Raw genomic sequence first — 22980 nt, 5'->3', positions numbered from 1 at the left:
CGGAAGTAAATTTTTATGCTTTATACAGTCCATTGATAACCTGTTTCAACGGATAATACCCGAGGAACATAAAAATTAAACAGATGAAATCGAAATATTTATTATATACATTACTGATGGGCTCGGTGGCGGCAGGAACGTTTTCCTGCACCAAGCTCAATGAGGAGTTTAAAGGAGAGCTGGGCGAAGGAAATGCCAATATAGATCCGGCGGGTCTTTTGGTTACCGCTTACACTTCTTTGAATACGCCCTACCAACAAGAGCAAAGATGGGTAATGCAGGAGGTCTCAACCGATGCGGCTATCGCCCCCACGCGGGGTGGCGACTGGGATGATAATGGTATGCACCGCGCTATTCACCTGCATACCTGGAATGCGGACAACGGTTATATGAACAGTACTTTTGTAAGCCTGGGTACGGCTATTTATAATGCTACCAATGTGTTGAAATATAGCCCCAGTGCGCAACAGGCCGCTGAAGCCAGGTTTATACGGGCTTTAGCCATGTTTGATATGGTAGACCTGTATGGTGTGGTTCCCGTAAGAGAAGGGGCTGCTTTGGAAGATTTCAGGATTGCACCCGAAGTGCTCCAGCCACAGGCTGCCATTGACTATATGGTCAAAGATTTGAATGAAATTTTGAACAGCTTACCGCTCAACGGTCCCACGGCTGCTTATGTTGCCAACCGAAATGCAGCCAAAGTTTTGCTGATGAAAATATACCTGAATAAGGGTGCTTTTTGAACAGGCAGGCGCCGACGTTTGCCGCAGAGGATATGAATCGGGTAATCACATTGGCCAATGAAATCAAAAGCTCCGGATTATACAGCGTGTCTGCAGCCGGCAAATACTTTGATAATTTTGCACCAGATAACGATGTGAAATCTACAGAAAACATTTATACCCTTTTAAATAAGAACGGTGAAAGGGGTGGTAATGTGGACAGGGCCTGGAACACTATTGCCCACTACAATATGAGCCCGGGGGCTGGAACGGCTGGTCTACCTTATCTGACTACTACGATAAGTTTGCCGCCAATGATGAGCGCAGAGGTATTTATTATAATTATCCGGCTGATACCACTTATAATAAAACCAAAGGATTTAACCGGCAGAATGTTGGCTTTTTTGCAGGGCAACAATATGACTGGAAAACGAATGCCCTTTAATGGCCAGGAACCCGGCTAATGCGCCCTTAGTGTTTACCCGCGAAGTAACTATACGCACTTCAGGGGCTACGTTGGAAACCGCAGGTATCCGACCCATGAAATATGCATTTGATTATAGTGTTACCGGGCAAAGAAATAATGATTGGGTGGTGTATCGCTATTCGGATGTGTTGCTGATGCAGGCTGAAGCCATTTTAAGAGGTGGTACAGGCACTGCAGGAGAAGCGCTGGGTTTGGTAAATGCGATAAGAGCTAATAGGGGCATTACTGCGTTCGGTTCTTTGACATTGGATAATTTGCTGGACGAGCGTGCGCGCGAGCTGTATTGGGAAGGGTGGAGAAGGCAGGACCTGATCCGGTTTGGTAAGTATCTCGTAGCCTGGCAGGAGAAAGCTGCTGATCCCGATCCTAAAACATTGGTATACCCAATACCAAGCCAGCAGATTGCGGTAAATCCGAATCTGAAGCAAAATACAGGATACTAATTTCTTCCGTTGTTTTCTGAAAGGCCATTAGCAAATTAATGGCCTTTCATTTTTAAAGTCTAGGTTATGTCAACTAACTGGAAAATCAAGCTCTCGCTTTATATCAACTATTTTGTTTTTGCCATACTGTTGAATAGTGTGGGTATTGTTATTGCTAAGTCTATTAATGTATACGGGGTGGATGAAAAAGCAGCTTCTATATTGGAAGCGTTTAAAGACCTGCCCATTGCCATTGTATCTTTTTTTATTGCTTCTTTCTTACCGCGGCTGGGTTATAAAAGGGCCATGCTGATCGCGCTTGCCATTGTATTTGTAGGCTGCCTGGGTATGCGCTTTGGCAATAGTTTCTGGTCAGCCAAAATGATGTTCTTATCAGTAGGAGTAAGCTTTGCGTTGATCAAGTTATCGGTGTATAGTTTGGTTGGTGTGGTTACCGACGGGCCCCGGCAGCATTCGGCCTTAATGAGCTCCGTAGAAGGATTTTTATGGTAGGTATTGCCAGTGCTTATTTCCTGTTCCCCGCTTTTTATTCGGAAACGGATACCAATGCCTGGCTCAATGTATACCTGTTGCTTTGCGGTGGTATTGTTGTTTCTTTCCTGTTCCTTATTTTATCGAATGTTCAAATACCTGCCTCCACTGCCGGTGCTAACTGGAGGGAGGATCTTAAAAGCTCTTTCTCCCTGATCGCTGTTCCCCTGGTATTGGTATTTATCTGTTCGGCTTTTTTCTTTGTGATGATTGAACAAGGGATCATGACCTGGCTACCCCGTTTTAACGAAAAGATATTTTCATTTTCAGAAAAGCTAAGTGTACAGATGGCATCGCTGTTAGCCATATCACTGGCGGTAGGGAGGTTTGTTGCCGGTTGGTTGTCTAAAAAATTTCCTGGGCGGTTATTGTCATTGGCTGTGCGTTGTTGTCTATCGCCTTGTTGCTCGCTATACTGCCACAGCTCAATATTGCTGCGCCTATTACCAGGCTGGCCAGCTTTTTAGATGTGCCGCTGTTAGGTTTTATGTTACCTTTGATAGGCTTGTTCATAGCTCCCATTTATCCATTGCTCAATTCAACGGTATTAAGCCATTTGCCGAAGAATCTGCATTCGCCCATGTCCGGCCTTATCATTATTTTTTCTGCTCTTGGAGGTACCCTCGGTTCGCGGATCGTGGGTATACTGTTTGGAGAAGTAGGAGGGATAAAGGCCTTTTATGTGTTACTAATCCCGATGATATTGTTGATTGTTTCAGTGTTGGTAATACAGCGGATTATTAAGAAGAAGAGCCAGTCTGTTGCCGTAGCGTCAGCTAATGCAGCGGCATAGAGGGTAACCTGCCAGCAGATAAATATTGTTTTTTATTGCCACGAATGCACGGATGTTTTACTATCATTTGTGCATTCGTGGCATATATTATATTTATAAGCATAGACAAAAGGAAATGATCGACTACATTTATGGCGGTAATAAACACCAATAACGGTGAAAAAGTATGAATTATGGTAGAATATTACGGCTGGGCAAATATAAGTGCGAGCTACAAAGTCGAAGAGGAGAACCTGGATGAAGATTTGCAATTGCGTAAAATTATAAAGGATATTAATAATAAGATTTTGGAAACTAAGTCCCGAACACAAGTGCAATTTATCAATGGGGCTGCCATCCTGCGTTGGGAAGGATATATAAACCATTGGGGAAAAGAAATTGACGATGTATTGGAAATATGGGAGTTTATTACGAAAACGGCAATTGGCTCATATGGTATCTTTTATTTGAGAAATGATGAGGCAGATGTTTATAATTTTACGATATACCGAATGGCCAAAGGAAAGGTAGAGGAATTAAAAGATTCAATGCTGTCTCCAACGAATTCTATAATAGAACAGTATTAGGTCTTATCAGGGCTAAAGAAAACAATAAAAAATGCAACTTATTACTCCAGATTGCCTACATCTGAGTTTGCTTGTGGTGGCGGTTTACTATTTGTTTTCATAGTAAGATATCTCAGGCGAAGAAAGAAGCAATAGACGGTATGACACTAAAAAGACCGATATGGACAGATACTTATGACAACAGCTATGCCAGATAAGTTAAATAATTTTTGTTCTTATCACCACGAATATACGGAAGCTTTTTTATTATCATTCGTGAATTCATGGCACACAACTAACTCATGGTTTAATCCACTTTCTTCACCAGCAACCGGCTGCTATTGGCCGCCAGCACTACATCACTAAATGCCATGATCAATGCGCCGAATGAAGGCGTTAAAAAGCCAAGAGCCGCGATGGGTATGGCAATGATATTATAAGAGAAAGCCCAGAACAGGTTTTCTTTAATGGTTTTATAAGTATGCCTCCCAAGTCCCAATGCCATGGGTAAGTTCTTTAAGCCATGATTCATAAGCACCACCTGTGCGGTTTGCATAGCTATCTGCGAAGCATCGCTCATACTAATACCAATGGTGGCTTTTGCAAGAGCAGGCGCATCATTAATGCCGTCGCCTACCATGGCTGTCGGCGTTTCAGCATTTTTCTGCGCAATGATCTGCAGCTTTTGCTCGGGTGTTTTTTCAGCGATCACTTCGTCAATGCCGAGTGTGTTGGCAATATGTTGCGCTTTCGATTGCTTGTCGCCGCTCAGCAATACGGTTTTAATGCCCCGGTTGTGAAAATAGCTTACTACCTGTTTGGCTTCGGGTCTTAACTCATCTGCTACATTGATGTAACCTATCAGTGTATTATTTTCCAATACATAAATATTATGACTGTCATCTTTTGTTAAATGTGCTGCGATTTTATAAGAACCGGCCCGGTACTCATTCCCGGCTTTATCCAGCGCCCGCATGCCTTCACCTTTTATTTCTTCTACCTTCTGCCAGCGTATCTCTCCTTTGGTTTTCCATTCTTTAATAAGAGCCTTGGCTATTGGGTGATTGGAGTACTTTTCCATAGAATACACCAGCAGTTGGAATGCAGGTTCATCAATACGATTATCCAGTATTGTATAATCGGTGATGGCAAACTGACCCGTAGTAAGTGTGCCGGTTTTATCAAATACAACCTGCTTTATATTTTTAAAGTTTTCGAGACTGGTGGCATTACGAAATAGGATACCATTGCGGGCGCCTCTTCCTAATCCTACCGCAATAGCAGCAGGGGTAGCCAGGCCCATGGCACAGGGACAGGCAATGACTAATACAGCAATAGCGCGCATCAGGGCTGGGGTAAACTCTTTTAAAATGATCCAGTTTGCTGCCAGTGTTATTGCAGCAATGCCCAATACTACAGGGATAAAAATGGCGCTGATTTTATCGGCCATTTGCTGCACGGGTGGTTTCTCTCCCTGGGCTTCCTGTACCATATTAATGATGCCGGCTAAAACAGTATCCTTACCCACAGCTGTTACCTGGGCCTTCACTGTACCATCTGTTACTACACTGCCGCCAATCAGCTCCTGCTTATAACCTTTTTGAACAGGTGCGCTTTCTCCTGTAATAATGGCCTCGTTCACGCTCACGTCGCCCCAGAGTATCTTACAGTCTGTTGGCACCTGCTCGCCGCTTTTGATCAGGATCAGGTCTCCGGTACGCAGGGAGCTGGTTTCTACCGGGAACACATTTTCATTATGTTCATTATCATAGGCGATCATATTAGCCATCACCACCTGGCTTTCTGATAATTTTTTTAATTGTGCCTGTGTAGAGTCTACCGCTTTTTCTTCAATGAAATTTCCGAGGAAAACCAATGTGATTACAGTAGCTGCGGTTTCGTAAAATATATAGGCATCCTGGCCGGTTAAAGTTCCATACAGGCTATAAACGAAAGCAGCCGTGGCGCCAATGGCGATCAGCACATTCATATTGAGCATGCCATTACGAATACTTTTCCAGGCGCTTACCCCGAAGAAAGATATGCCTACTATATAAACCGGTAAGCTCAAGGCCAGCTGTACATAGGGTTGCATGATCCAGCTATGATGCAGGGCCGGTATCATGTGTAGCATCAATATCAGCGTAAAAGGCAAACAAAACCAGAAGCGTTGGGCGTTGTTTTTTAAGAAACCTGTTTTACTGTTTTCATGATTATGCCCGTGTGCATGATCATGATGGGATGCTTCACCAGCAACCGTGTAACCCAGGTCTGCCAGGCCTTTCGTGATTTTATCAACCGCGAGATTGCTATTGTTTTCAAAGCTTACAGCGCCGGTAGCAAAATTTACTTTTACATCTTTTGCGCCTTCTTTATTCAGGTATTTATTAATGGTTAGTGCACAGGTGGCACAGTCCATGCCCTCTACTTTCCATTGTATTTTTTATTGGTTTCCATAACTCACTATTATAACATGCAAAGTTATTGCAAGGTTGAAATGCCCCGGGCCTTCGCCCCGCCTATTATTAAAACAAGGTTGCAGAATCAGTAACTATTATTGCAATGGGGTTGCGTAAAGCCATAGCCGGGGCCCACCGCATGAAGAATTGGTAGGATAAAGCCCCGAATGGCAGGTGTTATGGGGAGTGCATCGGAAAGAACGCAAACGTTTACGAAAATGTTATAACACAAAGTAAAAAACGGATGAGAATTTTTCTGTACGTTTGTTAGCATCACCTATTAAATAAATTTTAAATAATTATGGAATACAGGATTGAAAAGGACACCATGGGAGAAGTAAAAGTGCCTGCCCAGGCGTTTTACGGCGCACAAACCCAGCGTTCTATTGAGAATTTTAAAATAGCGCAGGATACCAATAGAATGCCCAAAGAAATTATCCGCGCCTTTGCTTACCTGAAAAAAGCCGCTGCGATTACCAACCAAAAGGCTAAAGTATTAGCTAAAAATAAAAGTGTGCTGATTGGTAAAGTATGCGATGAAATACTGGATGGTAAGCTGGATGCAGAGTTTCCATTAGTGGTATGGCAAACCGGTAGCGGTACCCAAAGCAATATGAATGTAAATGAGGTGGTAGCTTACAGAGGTCATGTGTTGAACGGCGGAAAGCTGACCGACAAAGAAAAATTCCTGCATCCGAATGATGATGTAAATAAAAGCCAGAGCAGTAACGATACTTTCCCAACAGCTATGCACATCGCGGCTTATAAAATACTGGTAGAAGTAACCATACCGGGTATTGAAAAGCTGCGCGATACTTTAAAGAAGAAGAGCAAACAATACATGAAAGTGGTGAAGATCGGTCGCACCCACTTTATGGATGCTACTCCGTTAACACTGGGTCAGGAAATAAGCGGATATGTATCGCAACTGGATCACGGATTAAAAGCGATAAAAAATACACTACCTCACCTGAGTGAATTGGCACTGGGGGGGACAGCAGTAGGAACGGGTATTAACACACCTGAAGGTTACGATGTAAACGTAGCGGCTGAGATCGCGAAACTGACCAAGCTACCTTTTAAAACAGCGGAAAATAAATTTGAAGCGCTGGCGGCACACGATGCGATTGTTGAAGCACACGGAGCATTAAAAACAGTTGCCGTAAGCCTGATGAAAATAGCGAATGATATCCGCATGTTGTCAAGCGGTCCGCGTAGTGGCATTGGCGAGATCTTTATACCGGATAATGAGCCGGGCTCTTCTATCATGCCGGGTAAAGTAAACCCTACCCAATGTGAAGCTTTAACGATGATATCGGCACAGGTAATGGGTAACGATGTGGCGATAAGCATCGGAGGTGCTAATGGCCATTTTGAGTTGAATGTATTTAAGCCGGTGATGATCTACAACTTCCTGAATAGTGCCAGGCTGATAGGAGACGGTTGTGTCTCGTTCAACGATAAATGTGCGGTGGGCATAGAGCCAATTCAGGCTAATATTAAAAACACCTGGATAACTCATTGATGTTGGTAACTGCATTAAATACCAAGATTGGTTATTACAAATCAGCTGAAATAGCACAGAAAGCGCATAAAGAAGGAACGACTTTGAAAGAGATGGCTTTGAAGCTGGGTTATTTGACCGACAAAGAATTTGATGAGTGGGTAATACCTGCGAAGATGGTGGGGAAAATATAGGCTTTACTTATCTTTTAAAGAAATATAGCCACGGATGCACAGATGATGTATATGATTTGTGTATTCGAGGCTTTTTATTTCATAGTAAGCTATGGAATATAAAACAAAATATTAAATGCAATGAATGTACAAATATGATCAGTGTATCCGTGGCTTTTGTATTTTAATTGATATCTTTTCCTGCCTTTAACTTTTCTATGATCCCGAGCATAGAATTCCTTGTATTGATTTCTGTAACCAGTGGTAAAGCCTGCTGTGCATATTTCAATGATGCTTTGTAATCACCTTCAGCAGAAGCAGCTCTTGCCATTCCCATCAGCGTTGTGTAAGTACCCGGAAATTTTTTAAAGTTGGCTTTAAATGCAGCTACGGCTTCTTTTGTTTTTTTCTGTTGTATCAAGGTGCGTGCGTATTGATGCATATCGTTCATGCCCGCAAAGGGCAATCCTTTTTGAATGGCCTGCGCAGCTTCGTTGCTTTTCCCCAGCTTTTCGAGTATTTGGGATTTGGTGTTCCAGGTAGCAAATTGCTGGTCTCCGCCAAAGCTCTTTCCCGTAGCAGAATCTGACCATAATAAGGCTTGCTCCAGGTTGGTATTATGTTGCAGGCACCATTGAGCCGCTTGCTCCCATCCCTGCCAGGCAAAGCCTTTTTCTGTTCTTAGCTCCTGTCTGAACATATTCAACTGATCATTTACATAATCTGTTTCTACCCGGAAAGAGATGGATAATTTTTCCCAGCTTAAAGTTATAGCGGCAGCAGATTCTGATTGATTGGTGAATGCATACTGCAGCCACTCAACCGATTTGTCAAGGCTTTGAGGCGTTACCTTCACCCGAAGAGCGTCTTCTGCTTCGTTATAGTAATAGCTACCCCAGGAATTATGATTTTTAGAAAATATCAATATGCATTCATTGGGATAATAGGCGATAAAGAAACCATAAGTGCCTGCAGGAATGGGCTGTCCTTCTATCTTAACAGGATTAGAAAAGCTGATGGTTGTGTTTTCATTGGCACCTGCCCGCCAGGGGGCGCCCTTACTATTACCAAAACCCAGGTCGCCAAATCCTTCATACACCAAGGCTCCCCATATCTTTCCTTCGCGCCCTTTCACTGCCGGCCGGCTGTACTGTATCGTAATATCCGTTAGTCCTACCTGTTCACTTACAGTGGCTTTTTTATTGCCGCCGCTGGGTAATGTGGTTAACGACTGCCCTTGCACGCATATGGATGAAACAAGACAAAGCAGGATTACTAGAAATTGATTTCTCATGGCAAAAGTATTTATACAAAGCTACGATAGCGGGTCTCCCTGTTCTATACCGTCTGCTGATGAAAAATACCGTATATATAAAAGTTAATCCTCCAGCAAGTCAGGCCTCCTGTCTTTAGTACGCTGAACCGACTGCTCGTAGCGCCAGTTGTCTATTTTTTGTGGTCGCCGCTCATTAATACATCCGGTACTTTAAGGCCACGAAAATCAACGGGGCGGGTATATACAGGAGGGGCAAGTAAATTATCCTGGAAAGAATCGGTGAGGGCTGAGGTTTCATCACCCAACACGCCGGGTAGCAGTCTTCCGATAGAATCTACCAATACTGCCGCCGCCAGCTCACCGCCGCTTAATACATAATCGCCAATAGATATTTCTTTGGTTACATATTGCTGGCGGATACGTTCGTCAATACCCTTATAATGCCCGCAGATCATGAGCAGGTTATTTTTAAGCGAAAAGCTGTTGGCCATTTTCTGGTTCAGGCGCTCACCATCCGGTGTTAAGTAAATAATATCATCGTAAGTCCGGTCTTTCGACAATTGCTCAATGGCATTAGCCAGGGGTTCGCACATCATTACCATACCTGCCCCGCCACCATATTGATAGTCGTCTATTTGTCCATACTCGTTCACCGCCCATTGGCGTAGTTGATGTACTTTAACGGTCAACAGGCCCTTATCCTGCGCACGTTTCATAATGCTATGCTCAAAAGGACTGGTCAACAGGTCGGGTAACACGGTAAGTATATCGATATGCATGCTGCAAATTTAAGCCGTAGGCAGATATTATTCCGGCCAGGCCCGTTAATTGTCTTCTTTTAGTGAATCGATCACGGCTTTCAGTTGATCAACATATTTTCCATAATAGTATTTTAGCCACCAGTTGGTAGCAGCGATCATAAAGATCATCGAGGCAAATCCTATTACAAACAAGAGCACAACGGGCAGCCCGGTAAAATTGTCCCACTTTCCCGCTCTTAATAAATGGCTATAGGAGAAAAGCCCAATGGTGAACATCAGGAAGGGGGTAAGCAAAAAAGCCCAGGACCTATACCGTTCCATATTCAAACGCAGGTCAAAGTAAATTTCCAGTAGCTGGTCTTTTGTAGCCAGGTCGAAGGAATCGACTGTTTTGTAAAACTTTGAAAATGCTACCAGGTAATACACAGATATAACGGTGATGAGCATAAAACCCAGGTAATAGATGAGGTAGAGCGAAGACTCCATTTGAAGAATGAATGGGAAGAAAATAAATAATGCCAGGCTAACTACCTGCATTTGCAACTCCTTCTTCATTGTAGCTTTTAGCTGAGCCAGCGGGTGTTTGGCCGTTTGCAGCTTTTCTATGGCATCGGGTATTTGCACATTTTCGGTGCTTTCTTTATCCCATTCTGATTTTAAGTTGTCAAAATTCATAGCCCAATGATTTAATGATTTTCTGTAATTTTTCTTTGGTGCGGTTCAGCTTTACGCGGGCATTTACTTCGCTGATGCCCAGCTGTAATCCGATCTCTTTGTGCGAAAGGCCTTCCATGAAATAAAAGATCAGTGCTTTCTCAACCGGGTTTAAATAATGGGTGGCCGCATAAAAAACATCCAGCTGCGCCTGCTTTTGCGGATGAACACTGTGGTCGGCCACTTCAGGCGCTTCGGCGTATACTAAGTGATCGGTGTGCTTTTTATTATTGCGCAGGCAGGTTAATGCGGTGTTCAATGCCACGCGGTACATCCAGGTGGAAAACTGGCTGCCACCATTAAAGCTGTGAAAAGAACGCCAGAGCTGCGCCATCATTTCCTGTATAAGGTCTTGCCGGTCGGCATCGGTATCCATATACAGGCGGGCAACCTTATGCAGTATGCCTGCATGTTGCTTCATGAGTTGTAAAAATGCCTGCTCTTTTTCTGCCAAAATGGTGATTGAATAATGATACTATTTGTTAATCGCGAAGCCACAAAGGCGCGCTGCTTATTAGCAAAGAAAGATCTTTTTCTCCTTTGCGTCATAGCATCCTGGCACCTGCCCGACTGCAACAGGCGGGGTAACACTTCATGTAATAGGTTAGTACCGGGCGAACAGCATTCGTTACAGTCCGTTATAAATTTTCTTCGGGTAGTTCGTCCCCGTCCATAAAGCCATCCAGGCTGCGACGTTCTTTTTGGTAGGACGGCCAATTTTGCTCAGGCGCTTACCGCTGTAGAAGGAAGCAGCCTGGTTATTTGATTTTTCCAGTTCTTCAGGCGGAGTCAGATCAGTGTAATATTTGATGGCTTCTTCGTATTTCAAACGGGTATGTAAAAGCCCGGTTACTTTAATACGCCATTTACGGCCTTCGGTTCTTATATCATATATATCTCCCAAGTGCACGTTTTTACCCGGTTTGGCCGATTCTTCCTGGTATTTCACCCGGTTATCGTTGCAGGCATCGGTAGCAATCCGCCGGGTTTTAAACAGGCGGATAGACCATAAATATTTATCGAGGCGTAATTTTTCTTTGTCTGTCATCAGGTCAAAATTACATTGATTTTTTTATTTCCGTATTGGACCGGGTTCAGGTAGTTCTCCTGTTCACTCCTGAATGTACACTATGTTGAAACAATGAAATTGATTTTAGTCAATTGATATTTTCCGCATTTCGTAAACAGGTGCATTGATTTAGATTTATTTTTGATTAGCATTAACCGACTTATTTATTTTAACCTGTTTTTTGCGGCCCAATGCTAGAAAATACGACCAAGATTGAATCACCAATAAAATATTATGCAGCTAGCTCTTTTGGATACAGCTACACCGGAAAACAACATTAAAACTTTCACACACTATAATAGATTTCATGTAGAGTTGAGAAGATGACTGCAGTTGCAGACTGAAGAAGTTGTATGAGACGATAAAGTTAGTTCAAATTGAAAGACATCGTCTTATAACAATAGATGGACTGAAGTCAAATGCCTTTCCAAGCCAAAATAATTTTAAAAGCGCAACTTTCACTTTAGGTGTGTGCAATGGAAGAATTCTTTACATAAAAAATTTATCCCTCTGTTAATACTTTGGGGTTAAAAACTCTCGATATTAAAGAAGTAAAACACAAATGAAATGAAAAACAAATCTCCCCAACAGAAATGATCATTTTTTATTTTCTAGCGTTCTTAATTTGAAGAACAATTATTTTAGCTTAAAAATTTTATGTCAAATAGTCAATGTTTAAAAAAAAAGTTATGAAAAAATTATTTCTGTTTTGTATATTAACTATGGTGCTAGCTATAGGATGTAACAAGGATACAAGTGTTGATGAAGTACAAAATGCTGATGAATATATTCATGAAAGGATTGAGATATTAAAAGCCAAGGGATATAAAGAGGACTTTGAAATCAGAGTCCAAGGATTTCAGTTTTTCAAATTGAAGGATACATTGGTTGTTTTTAATCATAACCTACCACTAAATACCAGTCTAGTTCGAAGCATATCCTCTATGGATTGCGAATATGAATTGCATGCTAATGAATGTATAATGAGTGGCGTTATGGCGCCATCGGAGATAATAGAAGATTACGGCGGGGTAGGTAATGATGATATTGCTATAAATTTGGCTAGAATCAATCAAATTCCTTATGAGGTTCTTTGTCCTGGAGGTACAAAGTATTATGGTACCCCAACGTCTAGTTTTATTTGGATCGGTCCAATGGAGGGTGTAATGACCGTGAAGTTTCAAGCTTCTAACTCTCCCAGCGAACGAAGTGCGCTAAACCAAGCAGCGCAAGATTGTCCAGATGGATCATTTTTTAAAATTCAATGAGTTTTATTTCTCTAAAATATCTAAAGAGATAGGATCTAGTTGGGTGACAAGGTCTAATAAATGGCTTTGATATAATAGTAGTTGCTAATTCTTCCCGATTGTCTCAAGCAGTCGGGATTTTTATAATCAGTTGTGTTTAAAAATTATTTCTCATACTTATGTATTTAAGTCGAAATGATTAACTCAATTTCTATTGATATATGAGAAACGAGATCATTTTTCTCTATTAAGAGTATAATTTTCCGCATTTCGTAAACACAAGGGGTTGACTTGGTGATAATTTTGCAACTCGAAATGAAGAGAACTATCGCTAAATATTTTTATATTGGGCTGTTTTCGCTTGTAGCAAATTTTATTGCTTCTGCGTTATGCGCACAAAATGCCGGGGGCATCCACGGCCGGGTAGAGGATACGCAAGGTAAGCCATTACAGTTTGCTACCGCAAAATTGAGTTTAGATGGAGCCGAGCTCGCATCAAAGACAACCAATGCGAATGGTATTTTCGAGTTTTCTTCGGATTTTTTAGGGTTAGACAGCATTACGCTGGAAATTTCGCATGTAAATAAGGCAACCCAAACCATTGTGTTAAAAAAGGCTGAATACGCTTCTGTTGTGAAAGTGGTATTGGCCAACCTGAGTTTAACATTGAATGATGTAGTGGTAACGGGTACGATCAAAAACCAGAACTCAGCCTCTTCTATCGTTTTTGATGAGGAAGCTATTAGACAGTTACAGGCTTTTTCATTAATGGATGTGCTAAATACATTGCCTGGTAGAAAAACAGTCGCCCCAGACTTACAGTCGCCCCAAACAATCACATTAAGAACCAGTTCTGGTGGCGCAGATGCTATGAATAATTCTTTTGGAGTAGCCATATTCATAGACGGGATTCGCATTAGCAATGAAACAGATATGCAAAGTCGAGGTTTATCATCAAGAGGGTTGAGTGGTTCCTACGTATTCGGCCTGCATCAATCTGTACTGGATGTGACGTATAATGGCTTTGATTTACGTGATATACCTATGTCCAATATCGCTAGTATAGAAGTGATCCAGGGAGTTGGTACCGCACGATATGGAGACTTTACCAATGGTGCCATACTTATTACAACGAAGGCGGGGAGAACTCCCTATAATGCCAATATAAACTTTAATGGTGGAAGCAGCAGTTTTTCACTTACAAAAGGGGTAGAGCTGGGAGGGAAATTCGGCGCTTTAAATATAAGCGGAGGCTATACTAATAGTAACGACGACCCCGAGATAAATTGAAAAGCTATGATAATATTAGTGCAAGTGTCAAATGGACCAAAAAATATTCAAAACTGGAACTAATTCGTTTTCGGCAAATACCTCATCCAATTTAGATGATATTAAGGCGGATCCTGACGATGATTCGAGAGTAATGAGTTATTCAGAAAGAAAGAGCATCCGATTTAGTAATAACACTTTATTCAACTTTGATAAGAAGTTTTTGGACAATGTATCTACAAGCTTTAATTATTCAATAGGAAAACAATATTCTTACGCACAATTAGCATTCAATACTTTACCTAAAGGAATTGGTTATAAAGATACTACAGGTGTATACGCTGGGTACTTTTTACCCGGACAGTATCTTGCAGTTGAAGAAATAGACGGTAAGCCTATTTCTTATAGTGGTAATTTAGATATGCAGTCGAAGTTGCTAAAGTTATGGAATATCCAGCATCAGCTTTCATTTGGGGTTGCTGTTAATGGATCCGGAAATAAAGGACGAGGCAATATCGTTGATCCTAATGCGCCACGTTGGGTAAACCTAAATGGCGGCCAAAATGAAAGACCGTTTAACTACTCTGATAGTGTTCGCTTTGAATATAGTGTAGCATTTTACTTCCAGGATAATCTAAGAGGCCAATTATTTGATAAACGATTTAACCTAGGACTTGGTTTTAGGTGGAGTATGCAAAATGGCAGAGGTAATCCGCAACCTCGGTTATCGTTCAATTATATTTTAAATAAAAATTGGAGTATTAGCAGTTCTTATGGGATAACTTTCAAATCACCATCGCTCGCGCATTTGTATCCCTCGCCAACATATTTTGATATACCGTTACTTAATCTGTACACTGGATACACCAGAAGTAGTTTATACCTGGTTTATACGCAAAAAGTACTAGCTGAAAATAGAAATCTTCGAAATGCCGTTACGTATCAAGCCGAGCAAGGGGTTTCATTTAACTCACCCAAAATAGGTAGTGCCTCGTTGTTTTTGTTTTATAAAAAAATAAAAATGGCTTTAATACTTACGAAGAGTATATCCCTACAGATGTTCCTATTTATAATTACTCTATCAATAAGGATAGTACCATCAATTATTTTCCTACTGGCGAATATGGAAGAATGTGGGACTTGAAGAGAACGCGTATGAATAATGGCCTTAGTTCGGAAGATTATGGCTTGCAGTTTTCTTTCCAAACAAAAATTGTAGCCGTTTTAGCTACCTCTCTGGCCATCAGGGCAGGTTATACTGTTTCAAAATATTACGGGTCAAATCTTACTAGCACAGAGGTTGCGTCTGTCACTGCGCAAGAAAAAGGGATTGTTTACACTGAATTCCTTAATAAAAGAAGTGAGTCCGAAGGCGCAGTTCTTAGCTTTAATACCAACACTCATATTCCCAAAATTGGATTTGTAGTAAGTGTGGTTGCTGATTATGAGCCACTGTTGAAACAACAGCAGGATGCTAAAAATATCTACCCTGTTAGTTATACGCTTGCTACGGGTGAAAAAATTCTTCTTACGCAAGAAGAAGCGAGAAGCGAAGGCATGGCCTATCTCCGGAGGGGATTTGGATCAACAGATAACGAGAAGAATTATTTTCCTTCAAAGGGATTTTGGAATTTCAATGTGCGTGTTGCAAAGGAAATAAGGAAAAATATTAGATTGTCTGTTAGCGCATTTAATGTTTTAAACAGGAAACCTCAGGCTTATACCTTTTCAAATGGTGACGGAGCCACGAGCGTTAGCCTGTATAATTATAAACCAGTAAGTATTACTATTGGCGCAAGCCTGCAATTATAAAATCTATATATCATGAAAAAACAATTTCTCATTTTTGTTCTGCTTTTAACATTTTTGTTTTCCTGCAGAAAGTCAGATATTCAAACTGTTCAGGCCATTTCACTAAGTGTTCAGGTAGCTTACTCTAGCGCCGATAGTGCATTAGGACTACCTAAAAATAATATGCCAGTGAAAATTACCAACCTGATAAATGGGCAGGAAAATACTGCAAATACTAACGCGGATGGGGTAGCAGTTTTTGCAAGTATTGTTCCGGGTAACTACACCATAGCTGTCTCAAAAAATTATACTGCCGAAGAATTTTTTACTTTAACTAATGTTTCTGTAGGTTCTAACGTAGCGTATAACGCTACAGAAACACAAGCATTGAATACGAATGCTAGTGTGAAGCTACAACTGCAAAGTGGCAAAATAGGCGACTTGGTTTTTAAGCAGATTTATTATGCTGGGTCTAATACTAAATCAGGGGCGATTTTTAGAGATCAGTTTGTTGAAATATATAACAATTCAAATCAAACCATCTATCTTGACAGTCTTTATGTGGGAAGTACCCAGGCGCGTAATACCGCACTTTCCGCCGGAGGTGTTCCTCTTGACTGGACAACGGTTATAGGCGGAATGCCGTCAGGTACAGGCGATGCTAATAAGGACTACCTTTACTTCCGTCATTTGTTTATGATTCCAGGAACAGGAAAGGATCACCCGTTGGCTCCCGGAAAAAGTATTATTATAGCTCAAACTGCATTAGACCATACGAAGCCGTATATCGACAATGATGGCAAACAAGTAGGTAATGAAGGGATTTTAGATCCAGCGGTAACTATAAATTTGAGCAATGCTGATTTTGAGACAAATGTTGTAGAGTATAAAAGAGCTAATTACAGCGGTACAACTACTTTTAAGCCATTCGGTACCGATGTAGATAATCCACTTGTACCGAATCTTGCAGTATTGAATTGTTTAGGTAGTAATGACTGGGTGATGGATGCAACCGGAAAGGATGATTTCATAATGTTTAAAGCTCCGGGAGTGAATATTGCATTAAGACCCATTTATACATTGCCTCTTGCAGGGACTAACCCTTCTTTGCAAGTGCCAATAACTGTATCAATTTTGGATGCTGTTGAAATTATTACCCCTTTAGAAACCGGTAGGACTCTAAACGGTTGCCGATAAGCTTAGACGCAACAGGAGCTTTTGTTACAGGAGGACAATATTCTTCTCAATCTTTAATTCGTAAGATTACAAAAACAGTTGATGGAAGAAGAATTTTACAGGATACTAATAATTCTGCAAATGATTTTGAAACAAAAACAAAGGCGGATCCGTCTAAATTAGATGCTTCTTTTTCTAAATAAGTAAGATAAAGAATGCTAAGAGTTTTTAAAATATTATTACTCACTATTTTATTGTATCTGTGCGTAGCCGAGGGCCATGCACAGATACAAACTTTACAAGATACACTATCTGCTATCAGTCCGGAATTCTATAAGCGATTGCAAATAGAAAGAGGACAAAGACGGCGTTCAGATAATTTATATATTTATACGGCGCAGCAAATCAGATTACAATTTATTCAAAGTAACGTTGCCCAACTTTTAGGAGATACCCTACCTGCCGCAAGTACTTTACAGTTATCTTATAAAAACAATAGAAGGGCTGTCAGACTTCCAACTGAAGCCTACAGTTCGAAGGCGGCAACCCTGTATACAGAAGGCTTTACTACCATTGGTAAAGCTAAGATAATGGGGAAATTCTTTTTGATAAACAGTGGGATGATAGTCTGGCGAACAATCTTGCGGGAGACTTACAGGCGGGAGAGCCATTTACGCATTTTGCGATTAAGCCAGGTAAATATGAACGGCAAAACATCCGATTTGAAGCAGGTATGGGATATCGCTTGATTGAAGGACTCTACTTAGGATCTTTACTCAATTACAACTATCATTGGTCTACCGGCTCTGTAGATCCCAGGCCCGATAACAAATTATTTCAGCTTACGTATACGCCCGGTCTATTTTATAAAGTAGGAAATACTGTTCTTGGGGGTGAGTATGTGATAGGCAAGGCGGACGGTGATTTTGATATTGGATTTAAAAACAGTATGTATGCAAGAAGCCAGCTTTATCCGGAACGTCAATTGTGGTTAAACACGGGCTATGGATATACGGCAAAGTATGGTAAAGAAGCCTATTCCCAATCACGAGATAAAATAGACGGTTGGAAATTTAGCGCTTCCACAATACTATATAACTGGAATGTAAAAGTAAATTATAGCAATACTTTTTTAGCAAGAAAAAATTTTAATCTACTAACCAATACCGACAGCATTAATAACCCAATTAAGGAAACAATACATAGCAAATATGAGCTTGTAACTCAAAAACTGGATGCGTTAATTTTTACTGACAATTCGGTAAGGAATCACCAGGTCCATTTTAATGCAGAAATCAATGAAGGTACGGCACAACTAATGTCTTCACCGGGTGGAGCTAATTACCTTTTTGACGAACATAACGCCCAGGTTCAATACTTACTGTCATTGAAGAAAAAGGAAAGAGTAAATATCGAATTGGGTTTTGAAGCCCAGGTTAGCCATTTTGCCAAGAAGGACTTTCTTGCAATGCATTTTTATGAAAATACCAAAGCCGATTTCTCTGTTCAAGGAGGTAAATACCTTTATGGGAAAAACCATAGTTTAAAGATCACTGCCCAGCCGGGTTTGATCCTGCCATTTACAAACAGTTTGCAGGTGCCAGAGACCCAGGTAAATGTTTTTACAAAAAGTATTGTGTATCCTGAATACGATTTTCTCGGATCAACTTTCTTCACCGGCAAACTGGGCCTTATGTATTACTCGCCTTCTATGTTAAGATTAGCAGGTTCTTCCATTTCTTTAAACATCAACTACCTGCAAAAACTTAAGGATAGCGATATTAACCGGACACTGGTCCCCACATATACCGGTAAAAATCAATTGCAGATTTCATTAGGATTTCAAATATTTTTGTAACCTCATGCGAAAAATCTATCTGGTCATAGGCCTTATTGTCCTCGTTGGACTAGGCTCTTTTCTTTTTACGAATCGGGCTTTGCCGGTGTTTAAAACCTATAATGATTCTTTAAGAAACTTATACAGTCGTCCTGTGGCGCAATGGCCGCGACCTGCAATAGATGCCGGCGCTATATGGAGCGAAATGACGGCGATGCCTAAAGACGATACTTCCTGGTTTAAAGCCGATAAAGACCCCGTAACGCACCTGGGTAAAATACTTTTCTTTGACCCGCGTTTGTCAGGTTCCAACCAGATCTCCTGCAGCAGCTGTCACGATCCGGACCTGTCCTGGCAGGATGGAAGAGTGCTTGCCTTAGGGAATGACCATTTGCAGGGCACGAGAAATACGCAGAGCCTGCTGAATGTACATATTAATAAGGAACTGTTCTGGGATGGACGAGCCAATAGTTTTGAAACCCAGATGGTAGAGCCTTTGAGCGCTCACCATGAAATGAATATGGATGTGCCTACCCTGGGTGAAAAGCTGGGTAAAATAAAAGGCTATGAAACCTTATTTGAGAAGGCCTATCAAAGTAAGGAGATCGACTTTGATAAGATATCCCGGGCTTTAGCTGCATTTCAAAAAATCATTAAAAGTCGCTCCAGCCGGTACGATCAGTTTTTGGGCGGCGATTACGAAGAGTTTACCGATGATGAAGTGGCCGGCTTACATCTGTTCAGAACAAAGGCCCGCTGTATGAACTGTCATAGCGGCCCCTTCTTAACCGATACCAGCTTTCATAATATCGGGTTGACTTATTATAAAAGAAAATTTGAAGACCTGGGACGCTATAACGTAACAAAGAAAAATGAAGATGTTGGCCGATTCCGTACGCCTTCTTTAAGAGAGCTGAACAGAACCCGTCCCTGGATGCACAATGGTTTGTTTGATGGCTTAGAAGGAATCGTTAATGTTTATAACAGTGGTATGCCTCAACCGGCTAAAACAGAGGAGCAGCGCAATGATCCGATGTTCCCTAAAACCGATAAGTTGATAAAGCCATTGAACCTGACTCCCCAGGAAAAGAAACAGCTGGTGGCATTCTTGAATACATTAACGGGTACGCCTTATCGCATGCGCAGGCCTGAGTTGCCGAAGTAATAAAATCCCCATACAGCTGAAGCATGAACCATGAAAGAGTTCAGAATAGTTAAGCCTTAATGAACCTTCATGTCTTAATGGTTCAAAGAAGAAGCCGGGACCAATACGTCTTACTCCGCTTTCAACTTTTTCAATGTTTCTATACCGGCTTTATGCTTGGGGTTGAGTTTTACAGATTGCTCATAAGCTTTGATGGCTTCGTTCTTACGATTGAATTGTAGCAAGCATTCACCCAGGCTATCCCATGTATTATAACCATCCGGATATAATACTGTGTTCAACTTAAATATAGCAAGCGCATCTTCTGTTTTCTGAGATTTCAATAAACTGTAGCCAAAGCCATTGATGGCTCTTTCATCTATTGCATATAAAGAGCTTTTGCCTTTTTGATGTTCCCTTTTAATAGCAGCAATAGCTTCGCTGATGGGTTGAGCCGGGTTATATAATTTGTCTAAAGGCTGCAAACTCATTTTTCGCTCCCTTTCCCTGATCTCCGCCATAGTATCTACAAAATAGTATTGCCGTTCCTCATCGGTAACCTTTGTACTGTCGATGGTGTATAAATGCATTTTCGGATTTTCCATATTGGCAGTATACTGTGTGCCATAGATCTGAGGCCTGCCGCTATACATCAGGTTCCGGTCAATAGCTGCTGCCAGTAACCACCGGTTCACGCTGGAATCTTTTTCCAGGGCTTTGCGCATCAGTTTTACCGCCATAGCCGATGAGGTCGTATCGCCAAATGCGCCGTGTTGAAAGATCATGGCAGCATGATAATAATCCTGTCCGGTATTTACCTTACCCGAATCCAGCAACTGGTAAGCTCTTATTTTTCTCAGGCTGTCCTGCACATTCAATATGTCCCAGTTAATAGGTTGTTGCATACGGGCGGCCTGGTCAGCATCATGCATTTGTTTGAGCTCGGTATTATCCTGCGCCAGTACCGGCGCAACAGCTATGAATATAAAGCAGAAGAGGGTAACTCCTCCGAGCAACTTAGTCATAGGGTAAATGTTTGTAGCAATAGCTGAGTGAATAAAATAATCTTAGTGCTTCAAAGAAAAGATACCGCTATTAAAGAACCAATTTTTATCGGTAAAGCAACAAAAAGAACAGGCAAATTGCGAGGTTAGAAGACACTGCAAAGTGAACCCACCAATGTGAACATCAATTACCAGACCTGATGAAAGCGGCTTTATTATTGCTTAACTTTATTATCTGAAGCTATAATATGATGCTTGTTCACCAATGGATACATAAACAGCTCCATCCTCGTAATTCTATTACTGCTGGTATAAAATGGATGATCGTTGTATTATTGCTGGCGTCCTGTAAAAAACCTGCCCCTGTTGATCCACCTGTTGAAAAAGAACAGTATTATTTCTACGAGGACTTTTCGGGCACAGCCGTTGATCCGGCTAAGTGGTTGAGAATGTCGCTACCTTACTCATCAGGCAACTTCGAATCCCAATGGTATCGCCCTGATAACCTGGAGGTCTCCAATGGAACTTTGAAGATCACTTCGCGTAAAGAAACTTTCTCCGGGCCCGCCTACCAGGCGCCTGTAATGTCTTTTGTTAGTAGCGATGGTATTATGCGTGCATCACCGCAGGAGGGGTTACCTGCAGGTACCCGGTACTGGACGTCAGGGCTGATCAATACCCGTGAAGCTGCTACGCCCAGGTATTTTCCTTATTCGCCCGGTATGAAATAAGAGCACGTATTCCGCATGGACAGGGCGTTTTACCTGCGTTCTGGCTGCGTAGGAAAGATGGCGCTTCCTGGGGAGAAGTAGATATTATGGAGTATTTTGGCGGCTATCGGCCCGGGTACTCTAAATTTACCCTGCATTTTCCCAATACAATAGGAGCGAACACCACGCAACAGCATGTTTTTTTGAAGAGCCCGTTGCCGGAACCGGCGGCTGGCATGTGTGGGCGGTGGAAATTAAAAGCGCTAATGAAAACAATAACGAGCTGCTCGATCCTATCATCTTTACGGCCTACCTCGATGGTACACCATACGGGTATTATAAACTAACGGATATACAAACGATCCGTGACCTGCACCTGGTTGACAGGACCTCCGTTGAGAAACGTTACCCAAACAGCGCTAACGAAACCTGGGATATATGTGTGAATATGGCGGTAGGTGGCCGCTGGGTAGGCCAGCCAGATCAGCAGTTGGGATACTTACCTATGCCGAACCGTTGTTTAAAAGATCAGAAGACACCAGCCGGGAATAATAGCAATGCCTGTAATATAGAAGGCTTATTTTTCACCACCTTTCCTGCGGTGTTCGAAGTAGATTATATAAAAGTGAAGCCGCTGTAGTAGGGTTTTGAAATGAGCTATGCAGATTTGCCACGAATGCACGAATTTTTGAGATGTTCAGAAAAAGTTAGTAAATCAATGGAAGAGCTTTATTGATTCGTTGAAACGAATTATGTTCTTCGATGTTATGAGCAAATAGCTAACTACCTAATAAGTTCAAGACTTTTGTCGTATCATTTGTGCATTCGTGGCGTTATAAAATTCTTCAATAAGGCACTACTACCAGACAATACGTTTATAAGCCAGACGCGCTAAGCCAAAATTTACCAGCATGGCCAACTGATTACCCGACACTTTCAGGTAATTAATACATTGTGCTGTAAATTCATTAGTGAACTGTGAAACAGATTTTATTTCGAGAATGATACAATCAAACACAACGAAGTCGGCATAAAATAAATGAGGTAGCAGGATGTTTTTGTATTGGACAGTATACTGTTTTTCTCTTTCAAAAGGAATGTCGCGTTGTCTAAACTCATATTCCAGCGCATCCTTATAAACTATTTCAGCAAACCCTGCACCCAGATGATTATGTACTTCCATGCAGGCGCCTACAATTTCATAGCTTTCTTCTTTAAAGATGATTGGTTCGTTCATAGGTGGTGGTTTATAAGTGTCAGCAATATTATATTAGCCACGAATGCTCGAATGAATAAGTAATAACTATTCGTGCATTCGTGGCATT

28 protein-coding genes are annotated in these 22980 nt (G+C 41.5%); 20 read left to right on the top strand and 8 right to left on the bottom strand.

Annotated features, from left to right (window positions below; all coding sequences use genetic code 11):
* The first annotated feature begins 83 nt into the window (after positions 1–83).
* The 7 genes from MKP07_RS02845 to MKP07_RS02815 all read left to right on the top strand — a co-directional run bounded on the left by MKP07_RS02845 (position 84) and on the right by MKP07_RS02815 (position 3542).
* Complete coding sequence (locus MKP07_RS02845; RefSeq protein ID WP_240844918.1) at positions 84–743, top strand: RagB/SusD family nutrient uptake outer membrane protein; 660 nt, start codon at positions 84–86, stop codon at positions 741–743.
* Between the two features lie 32 nt (positions 744–775).
* The gene (locus MKP07_RS02840) at positions 776–1186 is read left to right on the top strand and encodes a hypothetical protein (protein ID WP_240844917.1); all 411 of its coding nucleotides are present in this window, start codon (positions 776–778) and stop codon (positions 1184–1186) included.
* Positions 1167–1652 (top strand): RagB/SusD family nutrient uptake outer membrane protein, encoded by a 486-nt coding sequence (locus MKP07_RS02835; RefSeq protein WP_240844916.1) that lies wholly within the window; start codon positions 1167–1169, stop codon positions 1650–1652. The genes MKP07_RS02840 and MKP07_RS02835 overlap by 20 nt, the downstream gene beginning before the upstream one ends.
* A 66-nt stretch (positions 1653–1718) precedes the next feature.
* Positions 1719–2144: an MFS transporter gene (locus MKP07_RS02830; RefSeq protein ID WP_240844915.1), complete on the top strand. Its 426-nt coding sequence runs from the start codon at positions 1719–1721 to the stop codon at positions 2142–2144.
* Positions 2138–2650 (top strand): MFS transporter, encoded by a 513-nt coding sequence (locus MKP07_RS02825; RefSeq protein ID WP_240844914.1) that lies wholly within the window; start codon positions 2138–2140, stop codon positions 2648–2650. Before MKP07_RS02830 ends, MKP07_RS02825 begins: the two co-directional genes overlap by 7 nt.
* Positions 2651–2652: 2 nt before the next feature.
* Positions 2653–2976: a hypothetical protein gene (locus MKP07_RS02820; protein ID WP_240844913.1), complete on the top strand. Its 324-nt coding sequence runs from the start codon at positions 2653–2655 to the stop codon at positions 2974–2976.
* A gap of 173 nt (positions 2977–3149) precedes the next feature.
* Positions 3150–3542 carry an Imm7 family immunity protein gene (locus tag MKP07_RS02815; protein ID WP_240844912.1) on the top strand — a complete coding sequence of 131 codons (393 nt, stop codon included), beginning with the start codon at positions 3150–3152 and terminating at the stop codon, positions 3540–3542.
* Between the two features lie 286 nt (positions 3543–3828).
* On the opposite strand, the gene MKP07_RS02810 is transcribed toward MKP07_RS02815, so the two are convergent.
* Positions 3829–5940 (bottom strand): heavy metal translocating P-type ATPase, encoded by a 2112-nt coding sequence (locus tag MKP07_RS02810; RefSeq protein ID WP_240844911.1) that lies wholly within the window; start codon positions 5938–5940, stop codon positions 3829–3831.
* A 341-nt stretch (positions 5941–6281) separates the two neighbouring features.
* On the opposite strand from MKP07_RS02810, the gene MKP07_RS02805 reads away from it, so the two are divergent.
* Positions 6282–7505 (top strand): class II fumarate hydratase, encoded by a 1224-nt coding sequence (locus tag MKP07_RS02805; protein WP_240844910.1) that lies wholly within the window; start codon positions 6282–6284, stop codon positions 7503–7505.
* A complete protein-coding gene (locus MKP07_RS02800; protein ID WP_240850621.1) occupies positions 7505–7678 on the top strand; it encodes a hypothetical protein in 174 nt (57 codons plus the stop codon). The genes MKP07_RS02805 and MKP07_RS02800 overlap by 1 nt, the downstream gene beginning before the upstream one ends.
* Before the next feature lie 163 nt (positions 7679–7841).
* Here the strand turns inward: MKP07_RS02800 and MKP07_RS02795 are convergent, their stop codons facing one another.
* The 5 genes from MKP07_RS02795 to MKP07_RS02775 all read right to left on the bottom strand — a co-directional run bounded on the left by MKP07_RS02795 (position 7842) and on the right by MKP07_RS02775 (position 11456).
* Complete coding sequence (locus MKP07_RS02795) at positions 7842–8951, bottom strand: DUF2911 domain-containing protein (RefSeq protein WP_240844909.1); 1110 nt, start codon at positions 8949–8951, stop codon at positions 7842–7844.
* Between the two features lie 152 nt (positions 8952–9103).
* Entirely contained in the window at positions 9104–9712 is a 609-nt protein-coding gene (gene trmD / locus MKP07_RS02790) for a tRNA (guanosine(37)-N1)-methyltransferase TrmD (RefSeq protein WP_240844908.1), read from the bottom strand.
* 45 nt (positions 9713–9757) lie between these two features.
* Entirely contained in the window at positions 9758–10369 is a 612-nt protein-coding gene (locus MKP07_RS02785; RefSeq protein WP_240844907.1) for a hypothetical protein, read from the bottom strand.
* Entirely contained in the window at positions 10359–10862 is a 504-nt protein-coding gene (locus MKP07_RS02780; RefSeq protein WP_240844906.1) for an RNA polymerase sigma factor, read from the bottom strand. The genes MKP07_RS02785 and MKP07_RS02780 overlap by 11 nt, the downstream gene beginning before the upstream one ends.
* A gap of 174 nt (positions 10863–11036) precedes the next feature.
* The gene (locus MKP07_RS02775) at positions 11037–11456 is read right to left on the bottom strand and encodes an RNA-binding S4 domain-containing protein (RefSeq protein WP_240844905.1); all 420 of its coding nucleotides are present in this window, start codon (positions 11454–11456) and stop codon (positions 11037–11039) included.
* A gap of 710 nt (positions 11457–12166) precedes the next feature.
* On the opposite strand from MKP07_RS02775, the gene MKP07_RS02770 reads away from it, so the two are divergent.
* From MKP07_RS02770 to MKP07_RS02730, 8 genes are all read left to right on the top strand, one after another.
* Positions 12167–12745 carry a hypothetical protein gene (locus MKP07_RS02770; protein ID WP_240844904.1) on the top strand — a complete coding sequence of 193 codons (579 nt, stop codon included), beginning with the start codon at positions 12167–12169 and terminating at the stop codon, positions 12743–12745.
* 294 nt (positions 12746–13039) lie between these two features.
* Positions 13040–14014 carry a TonB-dependent receptor gene (locus tag MKP07_RS02765; protein ID WP_240844903.1) on the top strand — a complete coding sequence of 325 codons (975 nt, stop codon included), beginning with the start codon at positions 13040–13042 and terminating at the stop codon, positions 14012–14014.
* Between the two features lie 31 nt (positions 14015–14045).
* Positions 14046–15137: a TonB-dependent receptor domain-containing protein gene (locus MKP07_RS02760; protein WP_240844902.1), complete on the top strand. Its 1092-nt coding sequence runs from the start codon at positions 14046–14048 to the stop codon at positions 15135–15137.
* 11 nt (positions 15138–15148) lie between these two features.
* Positions 15149–15805, top strand: a complete 657-nt coding sequence (locus MKP07_RS02755; protein ID WP_240844901.1) for a TonB-dependent receptor — start codon at positions 15149–15151, stop codon at positions 15803–15805.
* A gap of 12 nt (positions 15806–15817) precedes the next feature.
* Entirely contained in the window at positions 15818–16981 is a 1164-nt protein-coding gene (locus MKP07_RS02750; RefSeq protein ID WP_240844900.1) for a DUF4876 domain-containing protein, read from the top strand.
* Complete coding sequence (locus MKP07_RS02745; RefSeq protein ID WP_240844899.1) at positions 16972–17163, top strand: DUF4876 domain-containing protein; 192 nt, start codon at positions 16972–16974, stop codon at positions 17161–17163. The genes MKP07_RS02750 and MKP07_RS02745 overlap by 10 nt, the downstream gene beginning before the upstream one ends.
* 395 nt (positions 17164–17558) lie before the next feature.
* A complete protein-coding gene (locus MKP07_RS02735) occupies positions 17559–18818 on the top strand; it encodes a DUF6850 family outer membrane beta-barrel protein (RefSeq protein WP_394803617.1) in 1260 nt (419 codons plus the stop codon).
* A gap of 4 nt (positions 18819–18822) precedes the next feature.
* Positions 18823–19962: a cytochrome-c peroxidase gene (locus MKP07_RS02730; RefSeq protein WP_240844896.1), complete on the top strand. Its 1140-nt coding sequence runs from the start codon at positions 18823–18825 to the stop codon at positions 19960–19962.
* Between the two features lie 110 nt (positions 19963–20072).
* Here the strand turns inward: MKP07_RS02730 and MKP07_RS02725 are convergent, their stop codons facing one another.
* Positions 20073–20966, bottom strand: a complete 894-nt coding sequence (locus tag MKP07_RS02725) for a tetratricopeptide repeat protein (RefSeq protein ID WP_240844895.1) — start codon at positions 20964–20966, stop codon at positions 20073–20075.
* A 227-nt stretch (positions 20967–21193) separates the two neighbouring features.
* Between MKP07_RS02725 and MKP07_RS02720 the strand changes: the two genes are divergently transcribed.
* From MKP07_RS02720 to MKP07_RS02715, 3 genes are read left to right on the top strand one after another with little or no spacing between them, the layout of a single operon-like run.
* Complete coding sequence (locus MKP07_RS02720; protein WP_240844894.1) at positions 21194–21676, top strand: glycoside hydrolase family 16 protein; 483 nt, start codon at positions 21194–21196, stop codon at positions 21674–21676.
* Positions 21673–22002, top strand: coding sequence for a family 16 glycosylhydrolase (locus tag MKP07_RS42005; protein ID WP_394803616.1), 330 nt, complete (start codon positions 21673–21675; stop codon positions 22000–22002). Before MKP07_RS02720 ends, MKP07_RS42005 begins: the two co-directional genes overlap by 4 nt.
* Positions 21894–22295, top strand: coding sequence for a hypothetical protein (locus MKP07_RS02715; protein WP_240844893.1), 402 nt, complete (start codon positions 21894–21896; stop codon positions 22293–22295). The genes MKP07_RS42005 and MKP07_RS02715 overlap by 109 nt, the downstream gene beginning before the upstream one ends.
* A 219-nt stretch (positions 22296–22514) precedes the next feature.
* On the opposite strand, the gene MKP07_RS02710 is transcribed toward MKP07_RS02715, so the two are convergent.
* Positions 22515–22892 (bottom strand): GxxExxY protein, encoded by a 378-nt coding sequence (locus MKP07_RS02710; protein WP_240844892.1) that lies wholly within the window; start codon positions 22890–22892, stop codon positions 22515–22517.
* Positions 22893–22980: the final 88 nt, after the last annotated feature.

The organism is Paraniabella hibiscisoli (assembly GCF_022512515.1).
GTDB lineage: Bacteria > Bacteroidota > Bacteroidia > Chitinophagales > Chitinophagaceae > Niabella > Niabella hibiscisoli.
This window is presented reverse-complemented; position numbering and strand designations above follow the sequence as displayed.